The sequence below is a fragment of the Cyanobium sp. Morenito 9A2 genome, from assembly GCF_024345575.1.
Classification (GTDB): domain Bacteria; phylum Cyanobacteriota; class Cyanobacteriia; order PCC-6307; family Cyanobiaceae; genus ATX-6F1.
In genome coordinates this window covers 608,257-620,755 of sequence record NZ_JAGQBJ010000001.1, presented here as the reverse complement: position 1 = coordinate 620,755, position 12,499 = coordinate 608,257, and the positions used below count along the sequence as shown (strand labels likewise).

Below are 12,499 nucleotides of genomic sequence, written 5' to 3'. Positions count from 1 at the left end.
ATAACTCCATGGCCTTCGCCAGCCCCAGCGAAGCCGGGCGTCCCCCCCAGCCGGTGCGGGACGATCTCTGGGTTTTCGCCCCGAACCGGGACAGCCAGGGGGGCACCGCCTGGTGGCTTGCCCTGCCGGACGGCGGTGTGCTGATCGACTGCCCGGGCTGGAGCGAAGCCAATCTGGCCTTCCTGCGCGAGCGCCCAGCGGGGCAGATCCTGCTCACCAGCCGTGAGGGCCATGGCCGTTGCCGGCGCTTCCAGGAAGCCCTGGGCTGGCCAGTGCTGGTACAGGAGCAGGAGGCCTACCTGCTGCCGGGGGTGGAGCGGCTGGAAACCTTCGCCGAGGAGGCCGAGCCCCGGGGTGGGCTGCGGCTGCTCTGGACGCCGGGGCCCACCCCGGGGGCCAGCGTCGTGCTGGCGGTGGAGGCGGGGGGGTTGTTCTGCGGTCGACTCCTGGTGCCCACCGGCGTGAACCGCGGGGCGCCCCTGCGCTCGGCCCGCACCTTCCATTGGCCGCGGCAGTGGCGCAGCCTGGCGCGCCTGCGCCAGTGGCTCCCCCCCGGGGCCCCCGATTGGATCGCCAGCGGGGCCGCCCTGGGGGCCCTGCGGGGCGAAAAGCTGATCACAGGAGGCCGGCGGCTCCTTGAGGACCTGGTCGATCGGCCCGCCGTTGCAGCCGCCGCTGCCGCCTCCCTGACCGGTGGCGAAGGGTCCAAGGGGGAACCCTGAATCTGTGCCCTGGGGCACCCAATGGCGCGTCACGGGTCGCTGAAAGGGCCGAAAGCGTTGTCTGAGATTGCTTTTCCGGTTGCCTCAGCTCGCGAAGGCCCATACGATTGGCGCGCTCACACCCATGGCCGCAAGGGACTCTCCGACCCGCACGGCTCCCGCTGACCCGGAGGATTCCGTTTCCGATGACCAACAAAGCTGATCTCGTCAACCTCGTTGCCCTCCGCACCGAACTCACCAAGACCGACGTCTCTCTGGTGGTCGATGCCGCCATCGAAACCATCATTGATTCGGTGGTGGGAGGAGAGAAGGTGTCCATTCTTGGTTTCGGTTCCTTTGAAGCCCGCGAGCGTTCCGCCCGCCAGGGCCTCAACCCGAAGACCGGCGAGAAGATCGCCATTCCTGCCAAGCATGTGCCTGCCTTCACCGCCGGCAAGTTGTTCAAGGACCGGGTGCAGACCGAATCGAAGAAAACCAAGAAGAAGAAGTGAAACCGTTCTTTGGCGCTTGAGCTGGGCGGTCCGAGGGGCCGCCTTTTTGCTGATCATCCCGGAACCCTGCCGGCCCATCTCGAGGGTGTGCTGCGCCCCGCTGCCATCCCGGTCCCGGCCGCGGTCCAGGATCGGTGGGTCTACCGCGGTCGCTTTGCCCCCTCTCCCACCGGGGCGATGCACCGGGGCAACCTGCGCACGGCCCTGATCAGCTGGCTAGATGCTCGGCTGCACGGGGGCCAGTGGTTCCTGCGGATCGACGATCTCGATCGTCCCCGCAACCGCCCCGGCGCGCAAAGGTCCGTGCTCAAGGATCTGGAGTGGCTGGGGCTGGGATGGGATGGTCCCCTGATCCGCCAGAGCGAACGCCAGGGCCTCTACGCCACGGTGCTCTCGGCCCTGCGGCGCGCTGGTCTGCTCTACCCCTGCCGCTGCAGCCGACGGATGCTGGCCGACCCCTCAGCGCCCCATGGCGAGGCACCGGTCTATCCGGGCACCTGCCGGGGCCGACCGCCCCATTGGGGCCTGGAGGCGGGGCGTCTGCCCAGCTGGCGCCTGCGGCTGCCGGATGGGCCCATCCAGTGGCAGGAGCGGATCGCGGCCCCTGGTTTGCTGCAGGCAGCCCAGCAGGTGGGCGATCCGGTGCTGCGCCGCGCCGATGGGGTGCTGGCCTACCACCTGGTGACGGCGGTGGACGAGCTCGCCCTCGGCATCACCAGCGTGGTGCGGGGGGCGGATCTGTGGGCCGCCACGGGTCCGCAGGTGGCGGTGATCGACGTGCTGGGGGGAACGGCTCCCTCCTATGCCCACGTGCCCCTGTGGCGGCAGGCTTCCGGGGAGCGCCTGGCCAAGCGGGATGGAGCCGAGGGCTTGGAGGCCTGGAGGAACGAGGGGCTGAGCGCTCCCGAGGTGATCGGCCGACTGGCGCTCAGCCTGGGGTTGGTGCCTGGGCCCGCGGCGCTTACGGCCGAGGAGCTGGCGCAGTCCCTGAGCCTGGAGCGCTTCGAGTGGGTGTTGCGCCAGCGCAGCGCCTGAGGAGGGCCGGCCGGCCCCTGATCCCCCCAAGGCTTAACAAAGGTTTCGGGATCAGGGGCCTCAGTTCCCGTCAGACTGAGACAAAGAACCATTTCGATCTGATGAGCGACCCGTTCTCCCCAGGCAAGCGTCCCGTTTGCAAGGTGTGCGGCGGAAACGGTGTGCTGCGTATCAACCACCACCGCTTTCGCACCTGCCTTGATTGCCTGGGACTGGGGGTGCTGCCGGTCTACGACAGCCATCCCGCCCTCAGCCGTTTGCTTGAGCAACAGGCCCATGGGGGCCGGATCAAGCCCCAACACACGGCCGAACCCACCTTCGTCAACGCAGCGGTTGTTTCGGTTTCTTCGCGATGAAGAAGACCGCGGTGCCCACCACCACCGCCAACGGTGCCGCAGTCAACAGCAGCAGGATCACGGCGGTCCAGTCTGTGTACATCGCGGCGCTAGGGAGAAGTTCTGCCATCATCCCCCCAAAGGGGTGACGTCAGCCATGGGTTCAGGGTTTCACCCCTTTCGGGCGCAGGGCTCAATTGTCCTGGCCCTGAGCGTCGTCCTGGTCACCCCGCTGGGGACACGCGCTGATGTGCGCTTCCAGGACTGCCAGCCAGCGGCCGGCGGCGGCATCACCTGTGACACACGACCAGAGGGAAACACCCTCTTGAACGACGAGGCGGCCCGCTTCGGACTTTTCGATGACGCCAGTCCCGGTTGGGACGAGTTCAACCCCTACCAGGGGGATGAGCAGATGTTCGGCGGTTCCTAGAGATCTGGCCTGCGCCTCCCATCGGCGGCCGCCCATGGTTTGTTCCCCACCCGGAGCAGGGGTCAGCAGATGCGCGGCAGTTGCTCGCCCCGGCCAGGATCCAGCCGGCGCCTTACCCCCAGGGCGTTTTCCAGTCGCACCTGGCCCCGTCCTGGACCCTCCACCTGGCCAATTCGCTTGGCGGTCGGCTGCAGCCGCCTGAGCAGGGCGAGGGCGGCCTCCGCCTGGGAGTCCGGCAGCGTCACCAGGAAGCGACCCTCGTTGGCCATGGCCAGGGGTTCAAGCCCCAGCAGGTCGCAGGCGCCGCGCACGGCGGCGGCCACCGGCACGGCTTCCTCCAGCACCAGCATGTCGAGGCCGGCCGCCGCCGCCAGTTCATCAAGGGCCGCCGCCAGGCCGCCGCGGGTGAGGTCCCGCAGGCCGTGGAGGTCCAGGCCCGCGGCCAGCAGGGCCTGCACGTCTTCGTGCAGGGGTGCCAGGTCACTGGGCAGGGGGCTGCTGAAGCCCAGCTCATGGCGGGCGGCCAGGATCGCCACCCCGTGGCGGCCCAGGTCGCCGCTCACCAGCAGGGCGTCGCCGGGGCGGATCGCCGCCGGGCCGATCGCCAGGTTGTGCGCGAGGCGGCCGATGCCGGCGGTGTTGAGGAACATCCCGTCGGCCTTGCCCCGTTCCACCACCTTGGTGTCCCCGGTGACCACCGCCACGCCGCAGCGCTCGGCCGCCGCCCGCACCGATCGGAGCACCCTTTCCAGGGTGGCCAGGGGCAGGCCCTCCTCCAGGATCAGACCGAGACTGAGGGCCAGGGGCTGGGCCCCCACCATTGCCAGATCATTCACGGTGCCGTACACCGCCAGGGAACCGATGTCGCCCCCGGGGAACTCCAGCGGCCGCACCACATAGCTGTCGGTGGTGAAGGCCAGCGGGCCTGCCTGGGCCGGCAGCAGCGCCGCATCCTGGGCGCCCCCTGCGGGCGTGCCCAGGATGGGCAGGATCAGGGTTTCGAGCAGCTGGCGGCAGAGGCGGCCGCCGCCACCGTGGCCCAGCTGGATGGTGCCGGAGGGTTCTGTTGGCAACGGGCAGCCTGAGGTCATGGCTCAGGGGCGGTAGCGGTGGTAGGCGGCACAGGCCCCCTCCGACGACACCATCGGCGCCCCCAGGGGCCGATCGGGGCTGCAATGCGTGCCGAAGCTGGGGCAATCCGTGGGCCTGGCCAGCCCCTGCAGCACCCGGCCGCTGAGACAGACGGGCTCCTCCGGCGCTAACGGTGTCGCTTCGGTGCTCGCGGCGCTTTGGTGCGGCCCATCGGCAGCCAGGGCGACGTAGGGGGCGCGCAGGCACAGGCCGCTCAATCTGAGCACCCCGAGGCCCCGCCAGAGGCGGTCGCAGGGGGCGAACACCCGTTCGATCAGCGCCTGGGCGGCGCCGTTGCCACTGTCAGGGGCTCCCTGGAGGTAGGCGTTCTCCACACGGTGCTCGCCCTGCTCCAGTTGGCTCACGCAGCGCAGCACCCCTTCGAGCAGCTCGAGTGCCCCGAAGCCGGTGACCACGATCGGCACCCGGTGGCGCTGGGCGATCGGCTCGTATTCGGCCAGGCCCATCACCGCCGCCACGTGGCCGGCGGCGAGGAACCCCTGCACCCGCGCCTCGGGCTCGGCCAGGATCGCCTCCAGGGCCGGCGGCACCCGCACCAAGGACACCAGCAGCTTCAGGTTGGTGAGCCCCTCGCTCCAGGCGCGGTGGGCCAGCAGGGCGGTGGCGGGCGCGGTGGTTTCGAAGCCCACCGCCAGAAACACCACCGTGAGCTCGGGGTGGGCGCGGGCGATGGCCAGCACGTCGAGGGGGGCGTAGACGATCCGCACCCGGCCGCCGCCTGAGCGCACCGTGAGCAGATCGATGCCGCTGGAGCCCGGCACCCGCAGCATGTCGCCGTAGGTGCACAGAAGCACGCCGGGGGTGGCGGCCAGGGCCTGGGCCCGATCGATCACGGCGGCGTCGGTGACGCAGACCGGGCAGCCCGGGCCGTGGATCAGCTCCAGCTCCGGGGGCAGCAGCTGGTCGAGGCCATGGCGCAGGATCGCGTGGGTCTGACCGCCGCAGACCTCCATCAGGGTCCAGGGCCGGGTGAGGCGGGCGCGGATCGACGCCAGCAACGCCTGAACCTGGGCCACCTGGGGCGGATCGAGTCGTTGGCTCACCAGGGCCCCTGCTGGGCATAGCTGCCCAGGGCGCGCATGTACTGGGCCCGCTCGAACTCCTCCGGGTCGGGGCTGCGCCGCTGGCTCATGCAGCCGCGCAACTCCTTCAGGGAGCTGTGGCCGTGCGCCTCGAGCCAGGCGCGCAGTTCGTTCTCCAGTTGGCGCAGGTGGCCCGGGCCGTGGCGCAGCAGGGAGCTGACCACCTGGGTGATCCGTGCCCCCACCATCAACAGCCGCACCACATCGGTGCCGCTCTCGACGCCACCGCTGGCGGCCAGCTCCAGCTCGAGGCGGCCCTCCAGCAGGGCGATCCAGCGCAGGGGCGCCCGCAGGTCGGCGGCCGTGCTCAGCAGCGGGTTGGGGCGGATCTCCAGGGTTTCGATGTCGATGTCGGGTTGGTAAAAACGGTTGAACAGCACCAATCCCCGGGCCCCCGCCGCCTGGAACTGGGCGGCCATGTGGGCCAGGTTGGTGTAGCTGGAGCTGGGTTTGATCGCCAGCGGCAGGGCCACCGCGGCGCCGACGGCGTGCACGATCGCCACATGCTGCGCTTCGATCTCAGCGCCCGGCAGCCTTGGGTCGGTGGGCACGCTGTAGAGGTTGAGTTCCAGAGCGCTGGCGCCGGCCTGCTCGATGGCCCTGGCCGCCTCGGCCCAATGGCCCGGCCGCAGACCGTTGAGGCTGGCGAGGATCGGGATGTCGACCCGACGCCGGGCCGTTTCAATCTCCTGCAGGTAGCCGTCCAGGCCCAGGTGGGCCGGATCGACGCTGGGCTGGTAGCTGAGGGATTCCGGATGGCTCTGGGAGCCGTGCTGCTGGTGGTGCTCCCACTCCAGCCAGTCGCGCTCGACCTGCTCAAGGAACAGCGAATGGAGCACCACGGCGGCGGCGCCATGCTCGGCCAGCAGCGGGAGTCGCTCGGGATCGGCGCTCAGGGGCGCGCAGGCCCCGACCACCAGGGGGGAGGCCAGGGGCAGCCCGAGCCAGGAGGTGCGCAAATCGATGCGGCTCATGGCTCCTGCTCCGCCAGGCGCTGGTAGAGATCCCAGCGCCGAGCCACGTTCTCCTGGGCCGCGCGGGTGAGCTCACGACTGCGTTCTGGCTGGCTCATACCCAGCATCCGGAAGCGGTTCTCCGTGGCCATGGCCTCGGCCAGGGGCACGGTGGGGGCACGGGAATCCACCACAAGGGGCGATTCTCCGCGTTCGAGGCGGCGCGGGTCGTGGCGGTAGAGCAGCCAGCGGCCAGAGTCCACCGCCAGACGCTGCTGCTGGAGCCCCTTGGCCATGTCGATGCCGTGGGCGATGCAGTGGGAGTAGGCCAGGATCAGGGAGGGGCCGGGGTACGACTCCGCTTCCAGAAAGGCGCGCAGGGTGTGCTCATCCTTGGCGCCCATGGCGACGCTGGCCACGTAGACGTTGCCGTAGGTCATCGCGATCAGGCCCAGATCCTTCTTGGCGGCGGGCTTGCCGCCGCTGGCGAACTTGGCCACGGCTCCCATCGGCGTCGCCTTCGACATCTGGCCGCCGGTGTTGGAGTAGACCTCGGTGTCGAGCACCAGGATGTTGACGTCGTGGTCGCTGGCGAAGACGTGATCGAGCCCGCCAAAGCCGATGTCGTAGGCCCAGCCATCACCGCCGATCATCCAGACGCTGCGCTTGACCAGATCGTCCGCCAGGTTCAACAGGGTGGCGAGTCGGGGGTCGGTGTCCGCCTGTGAATGGGCGTTCAGCTGCCGCTTGAGGGCCTCCACCCGCTGGCGCTGCTCGAAGATCCCGGCCTCATCGCTCTGGTCGGCCGTCAGCAACCCCTCGGCCAAGGCGGGCGGCACGGCGGGCGGAGGCGCGCTCGCCTCGCCGTTGCCGCCGGGGGCGGACAGCTCCCTCAGCAGCCGCTCGGCGGTGGCCTTGCGCTGGTCGAAGCCGAGGCGGAAACCGAGGCCGAATTCGGCGTTGTCTTCAAACAGCGAGTTCGACCAGGCGGGGCCACGGCCCTCGCCGTTGGCGCTCCAGGGGGTGGTGGGCAGGCTGCCGCCATAGATCGAGGAGCAACCGGTGGCGTTGGCCACCACCATGCGGTCGCCGAACAGCTGGGTGGCCAGCTTGATGTAGGGGGTCTCGCCGCAGCCGGCGCAGGCGCCGGAGAACTCGAACAGCGGTTGCTGCAGCTGCTGCTGGTTGATGTGGCGCAGGTCCAGCGCCTGGCGGTCGGCCTCCGGCAGTTGCAGGAAGAAGTCCCAGTTGGAGCGCTCCTGCTCGCGCAGGGGCCTTTGGGGGGCCATGTTGATCGCCTTGAGGCGCGGCTCAGTGCGGTTGCGGGCCGGGCAGACCTCCACACAGAGCCCACAGCCCGTGCAGTCTTCGGCGGCCACCTGCAGGCTGAAGGCCTGGCCGGCCAGATGGTGATCACGGGCATTGGTGCTGCGGAAGCTGGCCGGCGCCGCGGCCAGCAGAGCGGGGTCGTAGGCCTTGGCGCGGATCACCGCATGGGGGCAGACGAGCACACACTTGGCGCACTGCACACAGACCTCGGGATCCCAGACCGGGATCGATTCAGCGATGTTGCGTTTCTCCCAGCGGGCGGTGCCGCAGGGGAAGCTGCCATCGGCCGGCAGGGCGCTGACGCTCAGACGGTCGCCCTGGCGTTCCAGCTGGGGCTGGATCAGCTCCCGCACCCAGGACGCTGCCCCCGCCAGCGGCCCAACCGGGGGGCGATCGGCCGCCTGGATCGGCCCCCGGGGCACGGGCTTGAGTTCGCGTAGGGCCGCGTCGACGGCCGCCAGGTTGGCCGCCACGATCCGCTCCCCCTTGCGGCCGTAGCTGTGGCGGATGGCAGCGCGGATCGCCTCCAGCCCCTGCTCCAGCGGCATCACCCCGGCGAGGGCAAAGAAGCAGGTCTGCATCAGGGTGTTGATCGCCGGTCCGAGTCCCAGCTCCCGCGCCAGGCGGCTGGCGTCGATCGCCTGCACCGCGAGATCCTTGGCGATGATTTGTCGCTGCACGCGCTCGGGGAGTCGCTCCCAGGTGCCCTCGGCCCCCCAGGGGCTGTTGAGCAGAAGGGTGCCCCCGGGCAGGGCCGCGTCGAGCAGCTCGAAGGAGTCGAGGAAATCCCAGTGGTGGCAGGCGATCAGCTGGGCGCGGCGGATCAGGTATGTGGAGTGGATCGGCTGAGGCCCGAAGCGCAGGTGCGAGACCGTGACCGAGCCTGATTTCTTGGAGTCGTAGACGAAGTAGCCCTGAACCTCCAAGCCGGTGGCATCTCCGATGATCTTGATCGCGTTCTTGTTGGCGCCCACGGTGCCATCGGAGCCCAGGCCGTAGACGATGGCGCGGAACACCGTGTCGGCTTCGGTGTCGAAGCGACCGTCGACCGGCAGGGAGTGATGGGTGAGGTCATCGTCGATGCCGACCGTGAAGTGGTTGAGCGGAGCGTCTTGCTTGAGGTGGTCGAGCACCGCCTTGACCATGGCGGGGGTGAATTCCTTCGAGGCCAGGCCGTAGCGGCCGCCCACCAGCGTCGGCCGCTCGCCGGGCCAGGCCTCGTGCAGGGCATTGAGCACATCGAGGTAGAGGGGTTCACCGCCGCTGCCGGGTTCCTTGCAGCGGTCCAGCACCGCCAGGGCGCGCACGCTGTTGGGCAACGCCGCCACCAGCGCCTCGCTGCTCCAGGGGCGGAACAGGCGCACCTTCAGCACCCCCACCCGCTCCCCCCGGGCCATCAGCGCATCGACGGTTTCCTGGGCGGTTTCACAGCCCGAGCCCATCAGCACCAGCACCCGTTCGGCATCGGCGGCGCCGTGGTAGTCGAACAGGCGGTAGGCCCGCCCGGTGAGTGCCGCGAAGTGGTCCATGGCGGCCTGCACCGCCGCCGGAGCCGCCTCGGTGGTGGGGTTGACCGCTTCGCGGGCCTGGAAGGCCAGATCGGGGTTCTGGCTGGTGCCCCGCAGCACGGGTCGATCGGGCGAGAGGCCGCGGGCGCGGTGGGCCTCCACCAGGGGCTGGGGGATCAGCTGGCGCAGGTCGCCATCGTCCAGCAAGGCCACCCGCTGGATCTCATGGGAGGTGCGGAAGCCATCGAACCAATGCAGGAACGGCAGGCGGCACTGCAAGGTGGCGGCGGTGGCGATGGCGGCGAAGTCGCCCGCCTCCTGCACCGAGGCCGAAGAGATCAGGGCACAGCCCGTGCCGCGGGTCGCCATCACATCGCTGTGGTCACCGAAGATCGAGAGGGCGGAGGTGGCCAGGGCCCTTGAGGCCACATGGATCACGGCGGCGGTGAGTTCCCCGGCGATCTTGTAGAGGTTGGGGATCATCAACAGCAACCCCTGGGAGGCCGTGAAGGTGGTGGTGAGGGCGCCGCTCTGCAGGGCCCCGTGGACCACCCCGGCGGCTCCGGCCTCGCTCTGCATCTCCTCCACCACCGGTACGGTGCCCCAGAGGTTGGGGCGGCCCGCCGCCGCCCAGGCATCGGCCGATTCGCCCATCGGCGTGGCCGGGGTGATCGGGTAGATCGCCATCACCTCGCTGAGCCGGTAAGCGACCCGCGCCACCGCCTCGTTGGCGTCGATGGTGGCAAGGGCGGTGGTGGCGAGGGCGGTGGTGGTCATGGCAGCTCCGCTGGTGGCTCTGTCGGCAGCACAAAACCCGAGGCGTCGTCGTCGCCTGGTTGCCAGATCCCCAGGGCGAAGCCCACATGCACCAGCACCAAATCCCCCAGGCGGGCCTCCGGCACGCAGGCCAGGCTCACCTCCCGCAGCACGCCAGCGAAACTCACCTGCCCCACCCGCCAAAGCGGATCGTCGTGCTCCTCGATCCCGATCAGTTCACCGGGCACCGCCAGACACATCGGGCGCCTCCCCACGGCCATCAAGGGCCCCGGAAGGGGCTGGTTCCTTTCTAGGCACGCCAGGCGCCTGCGCAGGAACTGTTGCGCCCCGTTGCAACGCGAGCGCCAGCAGCTGACCCACCGCCAGGGCACCGTCGTTGCAGGGGAGCCGCTCGGGCCGGATCGGGGCGATGCCCGCCCGCTCCAGGGCGGTGCTGGCCAACTCCAGCAGCAGCCGGTTCTGGAAGCAACCGCCCGCCAGCAGCAGCTCCCTGGCCCCCAGCCGCTGAGCCAGCTCCACCAGCAAGCTCGCCAGGGCGATGTGGAAGCGGTGGGCCAGGGCCTCGGCGGACGTGCCCCGATCGCGCTCCCCCAGCAGGCCAGCGAGCAGCGGTCGCCAGTCGATCTCCAGTGGTTCACCCGGGGCGCCGGCCCGCAGCGCGAAGCCGCTGTCCTGGTCTGGTTGGACGTCGTGCCAGCGCCAGGCGGCCGCCTCCAGGGCCATCGCCGCTTCGCCTTCATGGCGGTTGATCGGGCAGAGCCCCAGCAGGGCCGAGAGGGCATCGAACAGGCGCCCGATGCTGCTGCAGCGCGGACTGTTGAGCCCCTGGCCCATGGCCCGGGCGAGCACGTTCAGTTCTTCGGTGCTGAAGCCCCAGGGCCCGCTGGGCCCCAGCCGCTCCAGGCCCGCTGGGCCGTAGGCCGCCAGCAGCAGCCCGAGGGCGGCGCGGCGCGGTTCCCTCAGGGCCCGTTCGCCCCCGGGCAGGGGGAAGGGCCGCAGCCGGGCCAGATGCTCGAAGCCATCCCTTGTCACCCGCAGCAGCTCCCCGCCCCAGAGGCTGCCGTCGGCTCCCTGGCCGGCCCCATCCCAGGCGACCCCCAGCCGTGGAGGAGCCAGGCCGTGCTCGGCCATGACGGCCAGCAGGTGGGCGTGGTGGTGCTGCACCGCCAGCAGTGGCAGATGTCTGCCAGCCTCGGCGTCCGCCTCGGCCAGCTCCCGGGCGAGCTGGCTGGAGACGTAGCCCCGGTGCTGATCGCAGGCCAGCCGGGAGGGTTGGACGCCATGCAGTTCCGTCCAGCGCCCCAGGCTCCAGCGCAGCCGCCTCTCCCCCGCCTCGCTCTCCAGCTCCCCCAGGTGGGGGGTGAGCAGCGCCAGGCGACCGAGGCCGAGGGCGAGGCTGCTCTTGAGCTGCGCCCCCAGGGCCAGGGCCCCATGCAGATCAACGTCTTCGTCCAGCAGCGCAGAGAGATCGATCGCCAGGGGGGCCAGTCCCCGGGCCAGGCGCAGCACCAGCGGTCGCCCTGCCACCACCTGCACGACGCTGTCATCGAAGGGCAGGGCGATCGGCCGGTTGTGAACCAGGAAGCCATCGGCGAGGGGAGCGAGCCGTTCGAGGGCGTCGTCGTCGTCGAAGCAGAGCGGTTCGCCGGAACGGTTGCCGCTGGTGGCCACCAAGGGGGCACCGCAGGCTCTGGCGAGCAGGTGGTGCAGGGGCGTGGCCGGCAGCATCACCCCGAGGCTGTCCAGGCCGGGGGCCACGGATGGAGCGACCAATGGGGCCAGCTGGCTGGTTGATGGCGGGCGCCGCAGCAGCACGATCGGCGCCGCCGCCGAGCTGAGCAGGGCTTCCACGGCGGGATTGATCGCCGCCAGGGCGCGGGCGCCCTTGAGATCCGCCACCAGCAGAGCCAGGGGCTTGGTGGGCCGGCCCTTGCGCCGCCGAAGCTCCTGCACCGCCGCCTCGTTGCCGGCCTCCACCAGCAGCTGGTAGCCCCCGAGGCCCTTGAGGGCGACAATCCGGCCGGAGCGCAAGGCCGCCACCGCCTGGGCCAGGGGGCCAGCGCCCTCCAGATCGGGGGGCAAGGGGGCACCTCCCCGCCAACTCAGCTGTGGCCCGCAGGCCGGGCAGCCGATGGTCTGGGCGTGGAAGCGGCGGCTGGTGGGGTCTGTGTACTCGGCGCGGCAGGCGGCGCAGGGGGGAAAGCCCGCCAGGGTGGTGCGCTCCCGCTCGAACGGCAGGCCGAGCAGCAGGCTGGAGCGCGGCCCGCAGCTGCAGCAGCTGATGAACGGATCGCCATGGCGCCGGTTGGTGGGATCAGACAGTTCCGCCAGACAGTCCTGGCAGGGGGCCCGATCCGGGGGCACCGGGTTGCCGCTGCCCATGGCGGGGGCGCTGGGGCGGATCGAGAAGACCGTCTCCTCGATGGGCTCCTGCCAGCGGCGCTGCACCGCCTCCAGGCGGCTGTGGGCTGGCGGGGCCCGTTGCAGCTGGGCCAGGAACCGCTCCAGAGCCTCGCGCTCCCCCTCCACTTCCACCGTCACGCCGCCGGGGCCGTTGCTCACCCAGCCCCCCAGCTCCAGCGCCGTGGCGAGGCGGTGGCAGTGGGGCCGAAAGCCCACCCCCTGCACCAGCCCGCTGATCTCCAACCGCAGCCGGCGCCGGCTCATGTCCAGCCAATGGGAGCT

12 protein-coding genes are annotated in these 12,499 nt (G+C 70.7%); 5 read left to right on the top strand and 7 right to left on the bottom strand.

Annotation, left to right across the window (positions count from 1 at the left end; translation table 11 throughout):
* The first annotated feature begins 8 nt into the window (after positions 1 to 8).
* The 4 genes from KBY88_RS03295 (at position 9) to KBY88_RS03280 (ending at position 2,604) form a co-directional block, all read left to right on the top strand.
* Complete coding sequence (locus KBY88_RS03295; protein WP_254938439.1) at positions 9 to 722, top strand: MBL fold metallo-hydrolase; 714 nt, start codon at positions 9 to 11, stop codon at positions 720 to 722.
* 185 nt (positions 723 to 907) lie between these two features.
* On the top strand, positions 908 to 1,213 hold the full coding sequence (locus tag KBY88_RS03290) for an HU family DNA-binding protein (protein WP_254938516.1): 306 nt from the start codon (positions 908 to 910) through the stop codon (positions 1,211 to 1,213).
* A gap of 9 nt (positions 1,214 to 1,222) precedes the next feature.
* The gene (gene gluQRS / locus KBY88_RS03285; protein WP_396102422.1) at positions 1,223 to 2,248 is read left to right on the top strand and encodes a tRNA glutamyl-Q(34) synthetase GluQRS; all 1,026 of its coding nucleotides are present in this window, start codon (positions 1,223 to 1,225) and stop codon (positions 2,246 to 2,248) included.
* Between the two features lie 101 nt (positions 2,249 to 2,349).
* Positions 2,350 to 2,604 (top strand): hypothetical protein, encoded by a 255-nt coding sequence (locus tag KBY88_RS03280; RefSeq protein ID WP_254938438.1) that lies wholly within the window; start codon positions 2,350 to 2,352, stop codon positions 2,602 to 2,604.
* Here the strand turns inward: KBY88_RS03280 and KBY88_RS03275 are convergent.
* On the bottom strand, positions 2,570 to 2,713 hold the full coding sequence (locus KBY88_RS03275; protein ID WP_254938521.1) for a hypothetical protein: 144 nt from the start codon (positions 2,711 to 2,713) through the stop codon (positions 2,570 to 2,572). The two genes, KBY88_RS03280 and KBY88_RS03275, sit on opposite strands and share 35 nt — an antisense overlap.
* 27 nt (positions 2,714 to 2,740) lie before the next feature.
* Here KBY88_RS03275 and KBY88_RS03270 point away from each other — a divergent pair, with 27 nt between their 5' ends.
* Positions 2,741 to 3,013, top strand: a complete 273-nt coding sequence (locus KBY88_RS03270) for a hypothetical protein (RefSeq protein WP_254938437.1) — start codon at positions 2,741 to 2,743, stop codon at positions 3,011 to 3,013.
* A gap of 62 nt (positions 3,014 to 3,075) precedes the next feature.
* Here KBY88_RS03270 and hypE read toward each other — a convergent pair whose 3' ends face one another.
* Genes hypE through hypF form a run of 6 tightly spaced genes read right to left on the bottom strand, consistent with a single transcriptional unit; the run spans position 3,076 to position 12,481 of the window.
* Positions 3,076 to 4,104: a hydrogenase expression/formation protein HypE gene (gene hypE, locus KBY88_RS03265; RefSeq protein ID WP_254938436.1), complete on the bottom strand. Its 1,029-nt coding sequence runs from the start codon at positions 4,102 to 4,104 to the stop codon at positions 3,076 to 3,078.
* A 3-nt stretch (positions 4,105 to 4,107) separates the two neighbouring features.
* The gene (gene hypD, locus KBY88_RS03260; protein ID WP_254938435.1) at positions 4,108 to 5,208 is read right to left on the bottom strand and encodes a hydrogenase formation protein HypD; all 1,101 of its coding nucleotides are present in this window, start codon (positions 5,206 to 5,208) and stop codon (positions 4,108 to 4,110) included.
* Positions 5,205 to 6,221 (bottom strand): dihydroorotate dehydrogenase-like protein, encoded by a 1,017-nt coding sequence (locus KBY88_RS03255; RefSeq protein ID WP_254938434.1) that lies wholly within the window; start codon positions 6,219 to 6,221, stop codon positions 5,205 to 5,207. The genes hypD and KBY88_RS03255 overlap by 4 nt, the downstream gene beginning before the upstream one ends.
* On the bottom strand, positions 6,218 to 9,814 hold the full coding sequence (gene nifJ / locus KBY88_RS03250; RefSeq protein ID WP_254938433.1) for a pyruvate:ferredoxin (flavodoxin) oxidoreductase: 3,597 nt from the start codon (positions 9,812 to 9,814) through the stop codon (positions 6,218 to 6,220). The genes KBY88_RS03255 and nifJ overlap by 4 nt, the downstream gene beginning before the upstream one ends.
* A complete protein-coding gene (locus KBY88_RS03245) occupies positions 9,811 to 10,053 on the bottom strand; it encodes a HypC/HybG/HupF family hydrogenase formation chaperone (protein ID WP_254938432.1) in 243 nt (80 codons plus the stop codon). The genes nifJ and KBY88_RS03245 overlap by 4 nt, the downstream gene beginning before the upstream one ends.
* Positions 10,031 to 12,481 (bottom strand): carbamoyltransferase HypF, encoded by a 2,451-nt coding sequence (gene hypF / locus KBY88_RS03240; RefSeq protein ID WP_254938431.1) that lies wholly within the window; start codon positions 12,479 to 12,481, stop codon positions 10,031 to 10,033. Before hypF ends, KBY88_RS03245 begins: the two co-directional genes overlap by 23 nt.
* Positions 12,482 to 12,499 lie beyond the last annotated feature (18 nt).